The sequence below is a fragment of the Actinosynnema sp. NPDC037264 genome (assembly GCF_055603705.1).
Map to the genome: position 1 here is coordinate 15,743 of NZ_JBVJVK010000084.1, position 17,118 is coordinate 32,860.

Sequence of the window (17,118 nt, forward strand, 5' to 3'; positions counted from 1 at the left end):
CGACAGTATCCACAGTGGCGATGGGGTGGCGGTGGCCTGTACACAGTGTCCATGTCGTTGACGGTCGGGCAGTTGGCCCGCGAGGTCGGGTTGACGGTGCACGTGGACGCGGGGCTGGACCGGGTCGTGGCGTGGGTGCACAGCACCGAGCTGGCCGACCCGACGCCGTTCCTGGAGGGCGGTGAGCTGCTGCTGACCACCGGCATCGCGCTCGGGCCGCCCGACGGGTACGTGCGGCGGCTGGTGGCGGCCGGCGTGGTGGGGCTCGGGTTCGGCACCGGGCTGAGCCACGACCACGTGCCGCCGGACCTGGTCCGGGCCGCGCGGGACGCCGGGCTGGCCCTGCTGGAGGTGCCGATGGCCACGCCGTTCATCGCGATCACCAAGGCGGTGTCGCGGGCCGTCGCGGCGGACGAGTACGCGGCGCCGGCGCGCACCGGCGCGGCGCAGCGGGCGCTGGCCCGTGCCGCGGTCGCCGACGGGCCGACGGGCGTGGTACGGAGGTTGGCCCGGCTCATCGACGGCGCGGCGGCGTTGCTCGACCCGCACGGCACGCCGGTGCACGTCGTCGGCTCGCTGCCCGACCTCGCCGGGCACCTGCGGCGGCTCGCGGCGGCGGGCGGGCCGGCCGGCGCGGCGTGGCAGTCGGACGGGCGGCACGTCGCCATGCAGGTGCTGGGGCGGCGCGGCTACCTGGCCGTGGCGGCCGGCGCGCCGCTGGACGCGGGCGTGGTCAACACCGCCGCGTCCCTGCTGACGGTGGCCCTGGCCCGGTCGGACGAGGTCGACGCGGTGCGGCGGGAGCTGCGGGAGGCGCGGTTCCGGCTGGTGCTGGCGGGCGTGCCGGTGGACGGGGTGCCGGACGGGCCGTTCCGGGTGTTCGTGCTGCGCGAGCGGGCGGAGCCGGCGGGGTTCTGGGCGGAGGTGGACGGCCGGGTCGTGGTGCTGGCCCGCGAGGTGGACGTGCCCGCCGCCGCGTCCAGCCCGGTGGACGTGAACGGCGTCGCGCGCGGCTACCGGGAGGCGTTGCGCGCGTTGGAGGCGGGCGTGGACGCGTTCGAGGAGGTCGCCGGGTCCGGCCTGCTCGCGCCGGACGCGGCGGAGTTCGCCGCCGCCCTGCTCGCTCCACTGGACGACGTGCTGCGCGAGACGCTGCGGGTGTGGCTCGCGTGCCACGGCCAAGCCGACCCGGCCGCCGCCCGGCTGGGCGTGCACCGGCACACCGTGCGCAACCGGCTCAAGCGGGTGGAGGCGCTGCTCGGCCGTTCGCTGGAATCCGCGGGCGTGCGCGCCGAACTGTGGCTGGCCCTGCACGCCTGACCGTACGCTGGGCGGACACCGCCACCGTCCACTCCTTGTCCACGAGGGGGATCCCTTGGCGCGCTTCCGATTACTCGCCCACGCGGCGGCGGTCGTCACCGTCACCGCGGCCTTGCTCACCGCCGTGTTCGTCAACCCCGCCGGCGCTTGCGTCTGCATGCCGGCCAACGAGGCCCTGCGCTACCAGCAAGCCGTCTACGTGTTCTCCGGAACGGTGGTCCACGAGAAGGCGGAGGAGCACTTCTACCGGTACACGGTCGAGGTCGACACCGAGTACAAGGGTGAGGTCCCGCACCGGGTCTACGTGCTGTCGCCGCGGAACCACTCCTGCGGCATCCGGCTCACCGTCGATGCGGCGTACGTCGTGTTCGCGAAGGGCGACGTGTCCGACCGCCGGGTGGAGACCGAGTACTGCAGCGGCACCAGGTCGGCCGCGGCCGGGCCGCCGACCACCACCTCGCCGTGGTCCGGCACCTCGCCGCCCACGACGACCTGCACGACGGCCACGCCGTGACCACCCGCCGTCCACCCGCCGGAGATCGCGCCGCGGGGCGCTCTCCTTCGACCACCAGGGGGAAACCGTGCCGCGCTTGAGATTCCTGGCCCACGCGGCCGGCGTCGTCACCGTCACCGCCGCTCTGCTCACCTCGGTGTTCACCGGTCCGGCCAGCGCGTGCAGCTGCCTGCCCAGCACCGAGGGGCAGCGCTTCTACCAGGCCACCTACGTCTTCGACGCGCTCGTGCTGAGCGAGGCGCTGGAGGCAGGCGACCCGTCCGTGACCTACGACGACAAGTACCGGTACACCGTCGACGTCGGCCGGGTCTACAAGGCCGACGTGCCGTCGCAGGTCGACATCATTACGCCCGCCAGCGGCGCGATGTGCGGCATCAGGCTCTACCCGGGCACCGAGTACGTCGTGTTCGCGCACGGCGACGCGTCCGACGGTCGGGTGGAGTCGCACTACTGCAGCGGCACCCGGCCCGCCTCGGCCGGTCCGCCGGTGACCACCCTGCCCTCTACCACCACTACGACCCCCTCAACGGCGACCTGCACGACCGCCGTGCCGTAACGGGTGAGGGATTTCGCTCGACCGTGCGCCGGAGGTCACTCAACCGGGTGGTCTTCGGCGCTCAGTCGGTCGGCTCGGCGCCGTCCACCGGTCCGTGCTCGTACTCTTCATCCGGGTCGTTCCCGTCTTGCGCGGGCCTGACCTCGTCCACCTCGCCGAGGGCGTCCACCTTCGCGGCGGGGTCGTCGATGAACTCGTCGATCGTGGGTTCGCGCTCGCGTTCGGTCATGTCGCGGAGGTACCCCGGGTCGGGGGTCCGACACGGCTTCGGCATCCCGAAGAAATCGGTGGTTTGTGACGGCGGTGCTACGGGTAGGTGGACGCGGAACGGCAAACCGGGTGGCTGACCGTGCCCGCGGCCAGGTAGCTTCCGGCGTCCGGGCCGACGTCGTCGACACAGCGGAGGTTCAACCGGATGTGGGACGGTGACCTGACCGGTGAGGTGGTCGACGGCAGGTACGCCCTCGGCAGCCTGTACGGGTCGGGCGGCATGGCCGAGGTGTACCGGGCGGTGGACACCCGTCTCGACCGGAAGGTCGCGATCAAGTTCTTCCTGGGCCAGGCCTCCGGCGAGGACCGGATCCGGCTCGACCGCGAGGCGCAGGTGCTCGGCGAGCTGCAGTTCCCCGGCCTGGTCGAGGTGTACGGCACCGGCAGCTTCCGCGGGCGGCCCTACTTCGTGATGCAGCCGGTCGACGGCGGCACGCTGCGCCGGCGCATGCGCGGGGCGATGTCGCCCGAGGTGGTGGCCGCGATCGGGTCGCAGATCGCCGGCGTGCTGGCCCACGTGCACGCCAACGACGTGGTGCACCGGGACGTGAAGCCGTCGAACATCCTGCTCGACGCGACCGGGCGGCGGGCGTACCTGGCCGACTTCGGCTTGGCGTTGCAGGCGCAGGTCACCCGCGTGACCAGGTCCGGGATCCTGGTCGGCACCGCAGGCTACCTCGCGCCCGAGCAGGTGCGCGGGGGCGACGTGCTGCCGGCCGCCGACGTCTACGCGCTGGGCCTGGTCCTGCTGGAGTGCCTGACCGGGCGGCCGGAGTACCCGGGCGGCGACACGGAGGCGGCGCTGTCGCGGCTGCACCGGGAGCCGCGCATCCCGGCCAACCTACCCGACCCGTGGGTCGACGTGCTGACCGCGATGACGGCGTCCGACCCGGCCAAGCGGCCGTCGGCGGCGGAGTGCGAGCGCCTGCTCGACGCTGCGCAGCGGGCGAGCGCCGGCCTGTCGCCGCTGGTCGAGGTGGCGGTGGTGGACCGGCCCCAGGCGGACGAGCCCGAGCCGAAGTCCGACAACCGGCCGCTGCTGCTGGGCGCGGCCGCCGCGGCGGCGGTGCTGACCGTGATCGGCTTCCTGGCGATGAGCGACCCGTTCGACTCCGGGCCCGGTGGGCGCGGCGGCAGGCCGGTGACGAGCACCGCGGCCGACCCGATCGCCGAGCAGGGGACGGAGACCGGCGCGGTGGTGCCGGGCAACCCCTCCACGGTGACGGTGCTGCAGGACGCGCCGGCGCGGGAGCTGCCGGTCGGGAACACCGGGGACGACGCCGCCGGCGGCGGCAACACGGTGACGGAAACGACGCCCGCTGCCGCCACCACGACCACCACCAAGGCCGAACGGGAGACGCCGGTCGTGCCGTCGAACGCGCCGGTCGTGATCGTGCCGACCCCGGGACCGCCCACGGTGGTGACCGGGCCGCCGTCGAGGGACCGCGGCGCCTCGTCGGGCCGGGGCTGACCCGACCCGGCGGCCCGATCGGTTGCCGGTGAGCGCTGCCGGTGGGTGCGGTCGGGTGGGTGCGGTTTGGTCAGCGGAGGGCCGGGAGGAGCTCGCCCTTGGCGAAGTCCAGGAACTCCGGCTGGTGATCGCCGCCGATCTGGACCAGCGCCAGGTCGGTGAAGCCCGCGTCGCGGAACTTCGCCACCGCCTCCACCACCGGGCCGACGTCCGGGCCGCACGGGATCCGCGCGGCCACGTCCTCCGGTCGCACGAACTGCGTCGCGCCGGCGAAACCGGACGTGCCGGGCAGCTCCGAGTTGACCTTCCAGCCGCCCGCGAACCACCGGAACTGCTCGTGCGCCCGCTCGACCGCCGCGTCGCGGTCGGGGTCCCAGCAGATCGGCAGCTGACCGATCTTGCGCGACCGCTTGCCCTGGAAGACGTCCCACTCCTGGCTCAGCGACGCGTCCGGCTCGGTCGCCACCATCGCGTCCGCCAGCGGCGCGAACGTGCGCACCGACTGCCCGCCGGACACCGCCACCGCGATCGGCACGCGCTGCTCGGGCAGGTCCCACAGCTTCGCCGAGTCGACCCGGAAGTGCTGGCCCGAGTAGTTCACGTACCCGCCCTCGAACAGCTGCGAGATGATCTCCACGGCCTCCCGCAGCAGCTCGTGCCGCACGTTCACCGGCGGCCACCCGCGGCCGACGACGTGCTCGTTCAGGTTCTCGCCCGCGCCGATGCCCAGCGTGAACCGGTTGCCAGACAGCAGCTGCACGGTCGCCGCCTTCTGCGCCACCACCGCCGGGTGGTAGCGCACGGTCGGGCAGGTCACGTACGTCATCAGCTCGACCCGCTCGGTGGCCTGCGTGACCGCGCCGAGCACGCTCCACGCGTACGGCGCGTGCCCCTGCTCGTCCAGCCAGGGCGAGTAGTGGTCGCTCATCACCTCGAAGTCGAACCCCGCCTGCTCGGCGAGGCCCGCGTGCTCGACCAGCTCCCGTGGCCCGGCCTGCTCGGTCATCAGCGTGTAGCCGATCCGCACGATTCCTCCTACGCCATCGGCAGGTCGGTGAGGTCCGCCCGCAACTCGTCGAGTTCCTCGTAGACTGCCGACGCGCCGGCGTCGCGCAACTCGGCTTCGCCGAAACCACCCGTGCGAAGGCACACCGCGGGCAGCCCGGCCCGTGCGGCGGCCTCGCAGTCCCACACCGAGTCGCCGATGACCACGGCCCGGCCGCCCCGGTCCACCCGCCGCAACGCCACCTCGATCAGGTCCGGCGCGGGCTTGCTCTCGGCGACGTCGTCCGACGAGGTCGAGGTGATGCCGGACGCGTCGATCAGCTTCAGGTAGTGGTCGACGTGGTGGCGCTTGCCGGAGCTGGCCAGCACCACCGCGAAGTCCTGCTCCAGCGCCGAGGAGATCAGGCGGTGCGCGCCCTCCAGCGGCCTGACCTCGGCCAGCATCGGCTCGAACGCCACCTCCCAGGCCTTGCGCACCTCGTCACCGTGCTCCCGTTCCACGTGCTCGCCCGCCACGGCGGCGACGAGCTTGTCACCGCCCATCCCGATGGCCCGGTGCAGGCGCCAGGTCGGCACGGTGAGGTCGAAGCGGCGGAACGCGCGGAACCAGGCCACCGCGTGGTGGTAGTTGGTGTCCACCAGCGTGCCGTCCACGTCGAGGACGAGCGTGTTGGTCATGCGGCCTGGTTAGCCCGGCCGGGAGACCCGCAAACCGGCCGACCGCGCGAACCGCGCCAGCGCCCGGTCCAGGTCGGGGTGTTGTTCGGCGGTGGCTCCGAGCGGCCACACCGGCAGCCAGCCGTCGTCGTCCGCCGTCCACACCACGAACTGGCCGCGGGTGTCGAGCGGGCGGCTCTTGGACTTCCCGCGCAGGTACAGGCCGTAGGTGCCCTCGCTGCACCGGATCTCCAGCCCGCCCACCTCGCGGGCGGTGAACTCGCGGGTGGAGCCGAACCGCGACACGACCAGCCGGGTCGGCTCCACCCGCAGCCGGTTGGGCCGCCACGGCACGCCGCGCACCTGCCAGTGCAGCACCGCGATGCTCACGCCGACGAGGGCCACCGGCACCCAGCCGGGGACGAACATCCGGGGCAGGTTGCCGGACGCCGCGAACACCGCGGCCGCCAGCCCGCCGCCGATCGACAGCGCCGCCCGGGGCCTCGAAACCGTGTTCGCCTGCCGGAACAGCACCTCGCTGCCCCGGACCGGCACGGTGGTCGGCACCCGTTCCGGCGCGGGCGCCGCCGTGGCCAGCCGGTCGCGCAGCCGGACGTGCCGGAACTGGTAGACGCCGCCGACCCGGCGCAGCACGCCCGCCCGGTGCGCCTCGCGCAGGAACGCCAGGGCGGCCCACGGCAGCCGGCCGGTCAGCGCCAGGCCCACCCTGGTGAGCACCCACCGCCCGGACGCGCTGACCAGCAGCATGACCGCGCCGCAGCCGGCCCACGAGCCGACCATGTACACCGCGCCCAGCAGCAGTTGCACCACGACCGGTTTGCCCTCGTGCAGCGTCGGCAGGTACATCAGCGAGCCGACCTGCGGGGCGATGAGCACCAGCGCCGCGAGCACCGCCTTGCGGTCGCCGCGCAGCAGGGCGTCCGGGTCGACGGCGCGGTCCGCGTCGACCGGTGACATCAGGACCGACTTGCCCAGCCCGAGCAGCAGGGCCAGGGGCACCAGGAACCACCCGAAGTTGTCGCCTACGGACGCCAGCGGCACGCCGACCACCGCCGTGCCGCCGACCCAGCCGGTCACGGCGAGCGCGGCTTGGCGTGGCCGGTGCCGCGCTTCCTGGACCAGCGCCCGGATCCGCCTGCGCCACGCCGTCGGGCCCGGCCTGCCGGTGGGCGCCCGACCGTCGGCCGCCATCCCGCCCGCGGTGAACTCCACGAACACCCAGACGGCCACACCCATCGGGAAGCTGAGCGCCATCGGGAGCCAGTCGAGCTCGTCGAGGCGGGCGAAGTTGAGGTCGGCGACGACCAGGGCCGCCAGCACCACGCCGGTGACCAGCGAGGCCAGCGCCAGGAACGCGACCCGGGCCGGTCGCGCCCGGCTCAGCCGCCACCAGGCGATGTCCTGCTCACCGCGTGCCGTCAGGTGGTCGGCCAGGAACCGCAGGTACCGGGTGGCCTGCTCGACGTCCCACCGGCCGCGGTCCTCGTCGTCGAACGCGGCCGGGATCAGCCCGTCCAGCAGGTGCTCCTCCACGGCCGCGCGGTCGGGCAGGCGGGTCAGCCCGGCGGGATCGGCGGCGGGGGAGCGGTGGACGCGGCGCGCCAGCCACACCATCAGCGGGGTCGACAGCGCGGCGGCCAGGTCGCCCTCCGGCTCGGCCTCGATCTTCTCGAGCACCGGGCGCCAGGCAGGTAATCGGGCCGGCGTGACGGCGGTGCGCAGGTGCGCGACCACGGCGGACGGGGTGAGCGGCGCGGCGCGCAGCACGGCCGCCGACCGCAGCACCTGGCCGTCGGCCACGGCCGCCGCGTACTCGGCGGCGCGTGAGGTGACGATCACCTCGCCGAACCCCTTGTGCAACGCCGCCAGCGCCCGGCCGCGCACCGGCGCGGGGAGCTCGTCCAGCCCGTCCAGCACCGGCAGCACCCGCCGGTCGCGCACCAGCCGCTCGACCGCGGCCCGGCCGTGCGTGACGTGCAGACCCGGGTACTCCTCGGTGATCCGGCGCAGCAGCCACTCGGCGGGCTTCTCGCGGACCGGGTCCCAGGACGCGATCGACAGCAGCACCGGCACGGTCTGCTTCACCCGCAGGTCGACCAGCAGCTGCTGCACCATCAGCATCGCGAACGTGGTCTTGCCCGAGCCCGGCTCGCCGAGCACCACCAGCCTGCCGCGCGGCAGCGCGCGGAACGCCTCGGCCAGCCGTGCCAGGTCGTCGCCCTCGGGCACCGCGCCGCCGATGTTCTCCCGGTGGTCGGCGTGCTCGGGGCCCGCCCGCCACACCACCGGCAGCGGCGCGGGGTCGAACACGTCGCGGGCGGCGGACTCGTCGCGCCACTGGGCCAGCACCAGCGCGGCCAGCTCCGCGGCGGCGAGGTCGACCGGCTCGGCCGCGGGCGGCAGGTGGACGTGCACGTCGCCGTGCACGTCCCTGGCCTGCAGCACGAACGTGGCGGTGCCGTCGAAGGTGTTGTGGACGGGTGGTTCGGGGTGCACGGCGCAGCGCTCAGACGCGGGCGGGGAGGGAGTCCAGGAACTCCTCGATCAACCGTCCCCACTCGGCGGGGGCCTCCACCGCGGGCGAGTGGCCGCTGTCCAGCTCCGCCCACCGCGCGCCGGGGATCAGGTCGGCCAGCCCGCGCGTGGTGCCGGGCGCGATCAGCCGGTCGTGCTTCGCGCCGATCACCAGGGTCGGCACGGTCAGCGTCGGCACCTCGTCACGCAGGTCGATCCGCTGCACCAGGTCGACCTGCTCCGGGGTGCCGGGCGGGACGGTGAGCGCGATCAGCTCCAGGAAACCCGCGGTCTGCTCGGCGGTCAGCCGCCGTTCGAACGGCGCGCCCAGGGCGACGGACATCAGGAAGCGGGCCAGCTCGGCGCGGTCGGCGTCCAGCAGCCGACGCCACCGCCGCACCCGTTCCGCGGTCTCGGGGTCGAGGTGGGCGAACCCGGCGGTGAGCACCAGGGCGGTCACGCGTTCGGGGTGGCGCCGCGCCGCGCGCACGGCGACCGCGCAGCCCATCGAGTAGCCGACGACCGCGAACCGCTCCTCGCCCTCGGCGGCGGCCACCAGCCGGTCGGCGAGGTCGTCCAGGTCGAGGGGGCCGGTCGCGCGGGGGGTGGTCCCGGAGCCGGGGAAGTCGACCGCGTGCACCTTGCGCTTGCGCGACAGCCGCGGGATGAGGGGGCTGAAGTTGGCGCGGACCGTGCCACCGGCCCCGTGGGCGAGCAGAAGTGCGGGAGTCACGTGGCAGATTCTGCCGGGCGACGCGCGTGCGGCGGCGGGAATTGCGCGCGAAGGACGATTCGTGACCAGGGCGGATCGGGCGACGGTGGTCGGTTGGTGTGCAAGCACACACGTAGATCGGCTCGGCAGGGCGGGGGTGGGGCGCGGAGGGCGGGCCGGGGCGGGGTGCGCCAGCGGCGGTTGTGCTGGCGGCGGGTGTGCTGCGGTGAGGTGGGTGCGGTGGGGTGGGGTGCGTCGAGGGTGCGAGGTCAGCCGACGTACACGCGGATCGCGGTGCCGGCCTCGTGCGTGTGCACGCGGACCAGGTCGCAGAGCAGGTTCACCAGCATGACGCCGTACCCGCCGCGGGCGTTGGCGCCGGGATTGCGCCTGCCCACCATGGGGCTCGCGATCCGGCCCGCGTCACGCACCTCGCACACCACGGCGCCGCCCTCGCGCCACAGCAGCAGCGTGCCGAAGCCGCCGCCGTGCACCACGCTGTTCGTGGTCAGCTCGTTGACCGCGAGCACCAGGTCCTCCACTTGATCTGCGGTCAGGCCGGTCTCGACGGCGAACGCGGCCACCAGTCGCCGGGTGGCGCCGAGGGCGTCCAGGTCGAACCGGCGGGTCAGCGCGTCCGGCGGCGGCGAGGGCAGCGGTCGGTTGAACTCCTCGGCGATCAGGAACGGCTCGCGGTAACCGGTGCTCTGCCTGCGCCGCTGCCCCTCGACCACGACCGGGTGCGTGGTCTCCGCGTCGCGCACCGCCTCCGGCGCGAGGTTCGCCGTGTCGTACGGGCACAGGATCCACGCGGGCCGGTCCTCGAACGCGGTGTTGATCAGCGCCTCGTGCTGCACGCAGGCCGGGTACTCGAGGTCCGTGCGGCCCGGCCAGATCGGCTCGCCGATGATCCGCACCCGGCCGGTGGCGGCGTTGTTGTCGGTGAACGCGGTCAGCACGCCGGGGATGATCCGGCCCGGGTTGCGCCCGGCGCGTCTCATGTCCAGGAACTCGACCTGCTCGGCCAGCCCGCCCAGCGCGCGCCGCAGCAGGTCGATGCCTCGTTGCGGCACGGCCACCAGCACCGGCTCACCCGCGGTCACGCCGTCGCGCACGAACGGCACTGTCCCCGCGAGGTACTCCTCGTCGTCGCGGTAGAGCAGTGCCTCGTGCACGAAGTCGACCACCGGGGGAACCTCCGAACGGTTGCTGGCAGGGGAGGACTGCCCGTTCAGTATCCCGCCCGATCATCGTCACGGAGCGGCCTGCGCAGGCAAACGCGTGTCGCGGGGTCGAGTCCACGTGCGGCTTCCGCCGCGACGACGGCCGTCAGGGCCGGTGAGAGGTCCGCCACCTCGTGGAACCCGAGTCGTCGATAGTAGGGGCCGTTCCACGGGATGTCGCGGAACGTGGTCAAGGTCAACGCCTCCAGCCCGCGCGTCGCGGCCCAGCGCTCGACGTGGTCCAGCAGCGCCGCCCCGATACCGCGCCGCGCGTGGTCGGGGTGCACGCAGACCTGCTCGACGTGCGCCGCGCGGTCCGCGGTCAGCACCTCGACCGCGATCCAGGCCACCGGAAGCGGGTCGACGGCCACCCAGACGTGCAGTCCGGCCAGGGTGCTCGGCGGCATCGGGTCGTCGTCGGCGATCTCGGGCATGCCGAACTCGCGGAAGGGCTCACCGGAGGCCCGTTCGATCGGGGGCAGCAGCGGCAGTTCGTCGGGCCGGGCGGCGCGGAGGTCCACGGGTGCATGATCAGCCGGCGGTGAGGTTCTGCTCAACCGCGTTCGCGAGGGCTTCGAGCAGGCGTGACGGCAGCTGGTCGTCGGGGCAGTCGTCCACCCGGAGCTCGGCGACGCTGCCCGCCACCCCGGCCAGCGAGACGCGCAGCTCGCCCCGGCAGCCGTGCTCGGCCAGCGGCGTCCACGTCAGGAGCAGTCGGTCGTAGTCGGCGGCGAGGCTGACCTGGTGCGGCTCGTCGTTGGCGCGCAGGATCAGCACGTCGTCCGTGCGGCCGACGACCTGGTAGGGGTCGGGCAGCCAGGAGGCCAGGCGGGCGGGGTCGGCGGCGGCGTTGAACACCAGGTCGGGCAGGGCGGGCACGTCTCGTCTCGCGTGGATGGTCACGGCGTCACGGTTACCCCGTTCGAGCATCCGCACACGGGGTAACCAGCGGTCATGACGGCAGCACAGGAACCACTGGAGCCCCGGGAGCGGGCGGAAGAGCCCGTCGACCCGATCGACCCGGACGAGGTCGCCGAGGAAGCGCCGATCGACCCCACCCCGCAGGAGGTCGACGAGTACCGGGCGCTGATCGGGGACGAGACGCCCGAGCCCGGGGTGACGCGCGATCACCGTGAGGCACGGAGGTGGGCAGAGGCCGAGGCAGAAGCGCGGGCACGGGCGTCGGGGGAGAGGTCGAAGAGGCGGGTGCCCGAGATCCCGGAGTTCTGACCCAGGCGGATCGGCGGCGCCTGGGTCGGTTCCCGGGAGTCGGGTCGGCCTGTCGGCTTTCCACCGCGGCGCGGACGTTCGGCCGCGCCGGGGTCAACCCCCAGAGCCCGGTTCGGTCATCGCGCGCATCGCCCGCGCCTTCACCGGGTCCGGCAGGACGCGGCCGGCGGCCGCTTGCGCCTTGGTCCGCAGCGAACCGGCCACCACGTGGTCGTCGCCGTCCATCAGCGCCTTGAACCCCGCCCGCGCGACGTCCGCCGGGTCGTCCTTCGGCCCGGTCGCGACCTTGGTGTCCGTCATGCCCGCCCGGCGGAAGAAGTCGGTGTCGGTCGGGCCCGGCATCAGCGCGGTCACGGTCACCCCGCTGTCGCGCAGTTCCTCCCGCAACGCCTGCGAGAACGACGCCAGGAACGCCTTCGACGCCGCGTACACCGAGTGGAACGGCCCGGGCGCGGTCGCGGCCACCGACGACGTGAACAGCACCCGGCCTGCACCGCGTTCCACCATGGTGGGCACCAGCCGCTTCGCCAGGTGCACCGCCGAGGAGATGTTGAGGTCCACCACCCGCAGGTGGCTGCGCAGGTCGCTGTCGTCGACGAAATCACCGCCGACGCCAACCCCGGCGTTCACCGCCAACGCCTCCACCGGCCGTCCCACGCCCTCGACCACCGCGACCAGGTCCTCGTTGCCCTCGAACGTGGCCAGGTCCGCCCGCACCGGGTCCACCCGCGCCCCACCGGCGGCCAACTCCCGCGCCACGTCGTGCACCACGTCGTTCTCCGCCGCCACGACCAGGTCGAACCCGTGCTCGACGAACACCTTCGCCAGCTCGAGCCCGATTCCGCTGGACGCGCCGGTCACCACCGCCAACGGCCTCTCCGAAGCACTCATGGCCCTGAACTACCCGGAGTGGCCCTGAACTACCCGGAGTCGGATCACCCAATCCGGTTTCACCCGATGCGCCTTTGGGCACTCCTCCCGGTACCTCTCACACGCGGATGGTGGTGACGTATGTCCGGACGACCCGGCCAGGTCGGCGTGCTCGACGTCGGCTGCTTCAGCGCCCACCTGGTCGTCGTCTCCGGCTCGCCGCTGCACCCCGTCCTCTCGCACAAGACCCGGCTCCGGCTCGACCGGGCGCTCGACCGGGACAACCGACTCCGCCCGGAAGGCGTCGAACAGGTTGTGACCGCCGTCCACGCCGCGCACCGGATCGCCGAACGCGCCGGGGTCTCCGCCGTCGTGCCCTTCGCCACCTCCGTCATCCGCGACGCGCCCAACGCCGAGCAGGTCATCGCCGAGGTCGCCCGCCGCACCGGCACCCGGTTGCGCGTGCTGCCCGGCCAGGAGGAGGCACGCCTGGCCTACCGGGCCGCGCGGCACTGGTTCGGCTGGCGCGCCGGCCCGTTGCTGGTGCTCGACGTCGGCGGCGGCACGGTGGAGCTCGCCGTCGGTGACGACGTGGAGCCGTCGTTCACGCGCTCGCTGCCGTTCGGCGCCCGCACGATGACCCGGCGGCTCGCGGTCGACCGCGCCGCGCGGCGCGACCACCGAGGCCTGGCGCGGGAGCAGGTGCTGGTGCACGACCGGGTGGTGGTCGCGCTGGAGGGGACGTCGGTCGCCGAGCACCGGGCGGTCGGCTGCTCGAAGGTGTTCCAGCAGTTGGCGCGGCTGGCCGGGGCGCGGCCGCAGCAGGAGGGACCGCTCGTGCCGCGCTCCCTGCGCCTGGCCGACCTGCGCGGCTGGATACCCCGGCTGGCCCGGATGCCCGTGCCGCGACGCGCCCGGTTGCCGGGCATCTCCCGGCACCGCGCGGAGCAGTCGTTGGCGGGAGCCCTGGTGGCGGAGGCGTTGATGGTGGCCACCGGGCACGACGAGGTGGAGATATGCCCCTGGTCGACCAGGGAAGGGCTGCTGCTCGCCCTGATCGGCGCGGGCGGCGATGACGACGAGTACTGCCGGGTGGCGTGAAGGGATCGGGATGCTGGCGCTGTCGGTCGAGGCTCACCGGACGGGGTGCGCGGTGGTCGTGGCGACCGGGGAGTTGGACCTGGCGGGCGCGCGCCGGGTGCTGGACCGGATGGACCGCTTGGTGAGCGAGGGACGTGACCGCATCGTGCTCGACATGTCGGGGGTCGCGTTCTGCGGGGCCCAGGCGATGAGCGCGCTGGTCCGCACCAGGGCGAGGGCCCAGCGGGCGGGCGGTTGGCTGCGGCTGGCCGCCGTGCCGCCGCACGTGCGGCGGGTGTTCGAGCGGACGGACCTGGATCGGCTGTTCCCCCGCTACCCGGACGTGGCGTCGGCGGCGACGGGACGTGCGGCGGCGAGCGGGCAGGCGGGTGCGTCGGGTGCGGAGGCGGGTGGTGGTGCGGTGGACGGTGTGGTGGACGGGCGTGCGGTGGACGGTGTGGCGGGTGGTCGTGCGGTGGCGGGAGGTGCGGCCGGTGGTCGTGCGGTGGGTGGTAGTGCGGTAGGCGGTGGTGCGGTGGCCCGTGGGCGGGTGTCGCGTGGGGGGCGGCGTGCGGTTCAGGTCGATGGGGAGGGCGTCGGATCCGGGGAGGGTGCCAGATCCGGCGAAGGTGTCGGTTCCGATGAGGGGCCGGTCAGCGCCGGGTGGTGACGGGCTGTTTCGAGCGGTCGTCGAGGGGTAGTCGAGCGGGACCACCGTCACAGGCGAGGTGATCCGCTATGAGTGCGACGACCCGGTTGCCGCACCCGGTCCGCGCGGCGGCGATGGCGGTCGCGGTCGTGTTCCTGGTGGTGGGCGTGCTCGGGTTCGTGCCCGGGATCACCACCGGGCTGGACGAGATCGCGTTCGCCGGTCCCGGATCCGGCGCGCACTTGATCGGTGTGTTCCACGTGTCGGTGCTGCACAACCTGGTGCACCTGCTGTTCGGCGTGGTGGGCCTGGTGATGGCGCGCACGGCGTCGGCGGCGCGGGCGTTCCTGATCGGCGGCGGCGCGCTGTACCTGGTGCTGTGGCTGTACGGGCTGGTGGTGGACAAGGAGGGCGCGGCGAACTTCGTGCCGGTCGACGCGGCCGACGACTGGCTGCACCTGGGGCTCGGCCTCGGCATGGTGGCGCTGGGCTCGGCGCTCAAGGGCAACCCGCATGCGCGCAGTGCCTGACCTCGTCGAACCCGCCTTCCGCGTGCTGGCCGGCGCGCGGGACGCCAAGGCGTTCCACCCGCGCGGCCGGTGGTTCGACGGCACGGTGACCGTGACCTACGACCCCGGGCTGCCGCTGCCGGTCGGCGTGACGGAGGTGTCCGGGCGGCTGTCGAAGGGCGCCGGCACGCCGGGTGGGCTGCCGGACGTGCTCGGGTTGGCGTTCCGGCTGCCGGGGCCGTGGGACGTGCTGCTGTCCACGTGCGTTGCCCGCGTGCTGCCGCGGCCCGCGCGGACGTGGACCAGCGCCCGGTACGGCAGCATCACCCCGTTCCGCTGGCGTGACCGGCTGGTGTGGTTGGCCGCCGTCCCCGATCACCGGCGGCTCTGCTCGGCGGCGTTGACCGGGCTGCCGGGCGAACTGGGGTTCACGCTGGAGATCGGCGCGCCGTGGCGGCCGGTCGGCAGGCTCGTGGTCCGACCGCTGGACGTCGACCGCGACCTGCCCGCGCTCGACCCGATCCGGAACCGCCCGCCGGGCCTCGACCTGGCGCCGGCGGCCCTGGCCAGGGCGCGCGAGAGGGCCTATCGGGGTAGTCGGCGCGGCCGATCGCCCGATCCGGTGACTGCTCCGGACGCATGAGCACCGGTTGCGCGGGGTAGTCGAGTGGTGACGAGCTGGTCGAGGTCCGGAGGCTGTCGCGCCCTTGGTTCGCGCAGGCGTTCCCGCACCGACACCCCTGCTGGCGGCCGAGTGAACGGAGAACGACCGATGCGACACGATCGCTCGACCCGGCGACGGGTCGTCACCGCGGGCCTGGCGACATCGGCCCTGCTGCTGGCGAGCGCGGGCCACGGCTATGGATACGGACACGGATTCGGGGTGGGGAGGCAACCCGAGGGAGAGGTCCTCGGCGCCAACCGGCCGGGCGCGGTGAAGGACAGCTACATCGTCGCGTTGCGGGAGACCGCGGTGAGCGTGCAGCAGACGCCCGCCACGGCGCAGGCCCTGGTCGGCACGTACGGCGGCGCGGTCAAGATGACGTACACCGCCGCGTTGCGCGGGTTCGCGGCCGCGATGAGCGCGGAGCAGGCGCGCAGGCTGGCCGCCGACCCGGCGGTCGAGTACGTCGAGCAGGACGCCCTCGCGCACGCCACCGACACGCAGGAGAACCCGACCTGGGGCCTGGACCGGGTGGACCAGAAGAACCTGCCGCTGGACAAGAAGTACACCTACAACAGCACCGGCGCGGGCGTGACCGCGTACGTGGTCGACACCGGGATCCACAAGGACCACAAGGACTTCGGCGGTCGGGCGGCCGACGGGCACGACTTCATCGACGACGACGCGGAGGCGCAGGACTGCAACGGCCACGGCACGCACGTCGCGGGCACCATCGGCTCGACCACGTACGGCGTGGCCAAGGCCGTGAAGCTGGTCGGCGTGCGGGTGCTCAACTGCCAGGGTTCCGGCCAGTGGTCGCAGGTCGTCGGCGGCCTGGACTGGGTGGCGCAGCACGCGGCCAAGCCGGCGGTGGCGAACATGAGCCTCGGTGGGGCGGCCAGCACGGCGGTGGACGACGCGGTGAAGAAGATCGTGGCGGCCGGTGTCACGGTCGCCGTGGCCTCCGGCAACGACAACCGCGACGCGTGCCGCACGTCGCCGGCGCGCGTCCCGGAAGCGATCACGACCAACGCGACGGACAGCACGGACACCCGGTCGTCGTTCTCCAACTACGGTCGCTGCACCGACATCTTCGCCCCTGGCACCAAGATCACGTCGACGTGGAACGACGGCGCGGAGCGCACGATCAACGGAACGTCGATGGCGTCACCGCACGTGGCGGGCGCGGCGGCGTTGTACCTGAGCGCGAATCCCGCTCGTGCGGCGGCCACGCCGGCGGAGGTGGCGAAGGCGTTGATCGACAACGCGACCGACGGCGTGGTCAAGAACTCCGGGCCCGGCACGCCGAACAAGTTGCTGTACACGGGGTTCATCAACGGCGGCGACCCGAACCCGCCGACGTGCAAGGGCGGGACGAGCGAGGAGGACGTGGCGATCCCGGACGCCGGTGAGGCCGTGACGTCGGAGATCGTGGTGTCCGGATGCGACGGTCGTGGCACGGCGACGACCTCGGTGAAGGTGGACATCGTGCACCCGTACACCGCTGATCTGGCGGTGGAGCTGGTCGGGCCGAGCGGTGCGGTGTTCGTGCTGCGGCGGTCGGGTGGGGAGAACTCGGCGGACGGCATCCACGAGACGTTCAAGGTGGACACGTCGGCGGAGGAGAAGAACGGGACGTGGAAGTTGCGGGTGAAGGACGCGTATGCGTATGACACCGGGAAGATCGATGGGTGGGGTATCGAGTTCTGATCCGTTGTGCGGGTTGGGCCTGGCTGGGTTGTGTGGGTTGGCTGGGTTGGGCGGGGCGGTGGTGGTCTCGTTCGGCTCGATTTGACATGGGGCCCTTACGGGCACCCCAGGCAGGCCAAAGCCGGGCAGGCCTGGCGGGAAAA

Annotated in this window: 19 protein-coding genes; 10 read left to right on the top strand and 9 right to left on the bottom strand. The window is 73.6% G+C overall.

Going from position 1 to position 17,118, the window contains the following annotated elements; all coding sequences use genetic code 11:
* Positions 1-51 precede the first annotated feature (51 nt).
* From ACZ7GX_RS42165 to ACZ7GX_RS42175, 3 genes are all read left to right on the top strand, one after another.
* Positions 52-1,320: a PucR family transcriptional regulator gene (locus ACZ7GX_RS42165; RefSeq protein ID WP_498785866.1), complete on the top strand. Its 1,269-nt coding sequence runs from the start codon at positions 52-54 to the stop codon at positions 1,318-1,320.
* Between the two features lie 55 nt (positions 1,321-1,375).
* The gene (locus ACZ7GX_RS42170; RefSeq protein WP_498785868.1) at positions 1,376-1,834 is read left to right on the top strand and encodes a hypothetical protein; all 459 of its coding nucleotides are present in this window, start codon (positions 1,376-1,378) and stop codon (positions 1,832-1,834) included.
* A gap of 67 nt (positions 1,835-1,901) precedes the next feature.
* Entirely contained in the window at positions 1,902-2,390 is a 489-nt protein-coding gene (locus ACZ7GX_RS42175) for a hypothetical protein (protein WP_498785870.1), read from the top strand.
* 61 nt (positions 2,391-2,451) lie between these two features.
* Here ACZ7GX_RS42175 and ACZ7GX_RS42180 read toward each other — a convergent pair whose 3' ends face one another.
* On the bottom strand, positions 2,452-2,619 hold the full coding sequence (locus ACZ7GX_RS42180) for a hypothetical protein (protein WP_498785872.1): 168 nt from the start codon (positions 2,617-2,619) through the stop codon (positions 2,452-2,454).
* Positions 2,620-2,805: 186 nt separating this feature from the next.
* Between ACZ7GX_RS42180 and ACZ7GX_RS42185 the strand changes: the two genes are divergently transcribed.
* Positions 2,806-4,131 (top strand): serine/threonine-protein kinase, encoded by a 1,326-nt coding sequence (locus tag ACZ7GX_RS42185; protein ID WP_498785874.1) that lies wholly within the window; start codon positions 2,806-2,808, stop codon positions 4,129-4,131.
* A 70-nt stretch (positions 4,132-4,201) separates the two neighbouring features.
* Here the strand turns inward: ACZ7GX_RS42185 and ACZ7GX_RS42190 are convergent, their stop codons facing one another.
* The 7 genes from ACZ7GX_RS42190 to ACZ7GX_RS42220 all read right to left on the bottom strand — a co-directional run bounded on the left by ACZ7GX_RS42190 (position 4,202) and on the right by ACZ7GX_RS42220 (position 11,166).
* Positions 4,202-5,158: an LLM class F420-dependent oxidoreductase gene (locus ACZ7GX_RS42190; protein WP_498785876.1), complete on the bottom strand. Its 957-nt coding sequence runs from the start codon at positions 5,156-5,158 to the stop codon at positions 4,202-4,204.
* An 8-nt stretch (positions 5,159-5,166) separates the two neighbouring features.
* Complete coding sequence (locus tag ACZ7GX_RS42195) at positions 5,167-5,814, bottom strand: HAD family hydrolase (RefSeq protein ID WP_498785878.1); 648 nt, start codon at positions 5,812-5,814, stop codon at positions 5,167-5,169.
* Positions 5,815-5,823: 9 nt separating this feature from the next.
* On the bottom strand, positions 5,824-8,310 hold the full coding sequence (locus ACZ7GX_RS42200; RefSeq protein ID WP_498785880.1) for an NACHT domain-containing protein: 2,487 nt from the start codon (positions 8,308-8,310) through the stop codon (positions 5,824-5,826).
* Positions 8,311-8,320: 10 nt separating this feature from the next.
* Complete coding sequence (locus tag ACZ7GX_RS42205; protein ID WP_498785882.1) at positions 8,321-9,061, bottom strand: alpha/beta fold hydrolase; 741 nt, start codon at positions 9,059-9,061, stop codon at positions 8,321-8,323.
* Between the two features lie 248 nt (positions 9,062-9,309).
* The gene (locus tag ACZ7GX_RS42210; protein ID WP_498785884.1) at positions 9,310-10,227 is read right to left on the bottom strand and encodes an anti-sigma factor RsbA family regulatory protein; all 918 of its coding nucleotides are present in this window, start codon (positions 10,225-10,227) and stop codon (positions 9,310-9,312) included.
* Between the two features lie 44 nt (positions 10,228-10,271).
* Positions 10,272-10,784, bottom strand: a complete 513-nt coding sequence (locus ACZ7GX_RS42215) for a GNAT family N-acetyltransferase (RefSeq protein WP_498785887.1) — start codon at positions 10,782-10,784, stop codon at positions 10,272-10,274.
* Between the two features lie 10 nt (positions 10,785-10,794).
* Entirely contained in the window at positions 10,795-11,166 is a 372-nt protein-coding gene (locus tag ACZ7GX_RS42220; RefSeq protein WP_498785889.1) for a hypothetical protein, read from the bottom strand.
* A gap of 51 nt (positions 11,167-11,217) precedes the next feature.
* On the opposite strand from ACZ7GX_RS42220, the gene ACZ7GX_RS42225 reads away from it, so the two are divergent.
* A complete protein-coding gene (locus ACZ7GX_RS42225) occupies positions 11,218-11,493 on the top strand; it encodes a hypothetical protein (protein ID WP_498785891.1) in 276 nt (91 codons plus the stop codon).
* Between the two features lie 93 nt (positions 11,494-11,586).
* Here ACZ7GX_RS42225 and ACZ7GX_RS42230 read toward each other — a convergent pair whose 3' ends face one another.
* Positions 11,587-12,384, bottom strand: coding sequence for an SDR family NAD(P)-dependent oxidoreductase (locus ACZ7GX_RS42230; protein WP_498785894.1), 798 nt, complete (start codon positions 12,382-12,384; stop codon positions 11,587-11,589).
* Between the two features lie 120 nt (positions 12,385-12,504).
* Between ACZ7GX_RS42230 and ACZ7GX_RS42235 the strand changes: the two genes are divergently transcribed.
* The 5 genes from ACZ7GX_RS42235 to ACZ7GX_RS42255 all read left to right on the top strand — a co-directional run bounded on the left by ACZ7GX_RS42235 (position 12,505) and on the right by ACZ7GX_RS42255 (position 16,975).
* The gene (locus ACZ7GX_RS42235) at positions 12,505-13,464 is read left to right on the top strand and encodes a Ppx/GppA phosphatase family protein (RefSeq protein WP_498785896.1); all 960 of its coding nucleotides are present in this window, start codon (positions 12,505-12,507) and stop codon (positions 13,462-13,464) included.
* A gap of 10 nt (positions 13,465-13,474) precedes the next feature.
* A complete protein-coding gene (locus tag ACZ7GX_RS42240) occupies positions 13,475-14,113 on the top strand; it encodes an STAS domain-containing protein (protein WP_498785898.1) in 639 nt (212 codons plus the stop codon).
* 68 nt (positions 14,114-14,181) lie between these two features.
* Positions 14,182-14,622, top strand: coding sequence for a DUF4383 domain-containing protein (locus ACZ7GX_RS42245; RefSeq protein WP_498785900.1), 441 nt, complete (start codon positions 14,182-14,184; stop codon positions 14,620-14,622).
* Positions 14,606-15,244: a hypothetical protein gene (locus tag ACZ7GX_RS42250; protein WP_498785902.1), complete on the top strand. Its 639-nt coding sequence runs from the start codon at positions 14,606-14,608 to the stop codon at positions 15,242-15,244. Before ACZ7GX_RS42245 ends, ACZ7GX_RS42250 begins: the two co-directional genes overlap by 17 nt.
* Before the next feature lie 129 nt (positions 15,245-15,373).
* A complete protein-coding gene (locus tag ACZ7GX_RS42255) occupies positions 15,374-16,975 on the top strand; it encodes a S8 family peptidase (RefSeq protein WP_498785904.1) in 1,602 nt (533 codons plus the stop codon).
* Positions 16,976-17,118: the final 143 nt, after the last annotated feature.

What these genes read in the sequence shown, in the direction of transcription:
- ACZ7GX_RS42250 (WP_498785902.1), top strand. Translation starts at nt 14,606, where the DNA reads ATGCGCGCAGTGCCTGACCTCGTCGAACCCGCCTTCCGCGTGCTGGCC.
- ACZ7GX_RS42235 (WP_498785896.1), top strand. Translation starts at nt 12,505, where the DNA reads ATGTCCGGACGACCCGGCCAGGTCGGCGTGCTCGACGTCGGCTGCTTC.
- ACZ7GX_RS42195 (WP_498785878.1), bottom strand. Translation starts at nt 5,814, where the DNA reads ATGACCAACACGCTCGTCCTCGACGTGGACGGCACGCTGGTGGACACC.
- ACZ7GX_RS42165 (WP_498785866.1), top strand. Translation starts at nt 52, where the DNA reads ATGTCGTTGACGGTCGGGCAGTTGGCCCGCGAGGTCGGGTTGACGGTG.
- ACZ7GX_RS42180 (WP_498785872.1), bottom strand. Translation starts at nt 2,619, where the DNA reads ATGACCGAACGCGAGCGCGAACCCACGATCGACGAGTTCATCGACGAC.
- ACZ7GX_RS42225 (WP_498785891.1), top strand. Translation starts at nt 11,218, where the DNA reads ATGACGGCAGCACAGGAACCACTGGAGCCCCGGGAGCGGGCGGAAGAG.
- ACZ7GX_RS42185 (WP_498785874.1), top strand. Translation starts at nt 2,806, where the DNA reads ATGTGGGACGGTGACCTGACCGGTGAGGTGGTCGACGGCAGGTACGCC.
- ACZ7GX_RS42240 (WP_498785898.1), top strand. Translation starts at nt 13,475, where the DNA reads ATGCTGGCGCTGTCGGTCGAGGCTCACCGGACGGGGTGCGCGGTGGTC.
- ACZ7GX_RS42230 (WP_498785894.1), bottom strand. Translation starts at nt 12,384, where the DNA reads ATGAGTGCTTCGGAGAGGCCGTTGGCGGTGGTGACCGGCGCGTCCAGC.
- ACZ7GX_RS42245 (WP_498785900.1), top strand. Translation starts at nt 14,182, where the DNA reads ATGAGTGCGACGACCCGGTTGCCGCACCCGGTCCGCGCGGCGGCGATG.
- ACZ7GX_RS42255 (WP_498785904.1), top strand. Translation starts at nt 15,374, where the DNA reads ATGCGACACGATCGCTCGACCCGGCGACGGGTCGTCACCGCGGGCCTG.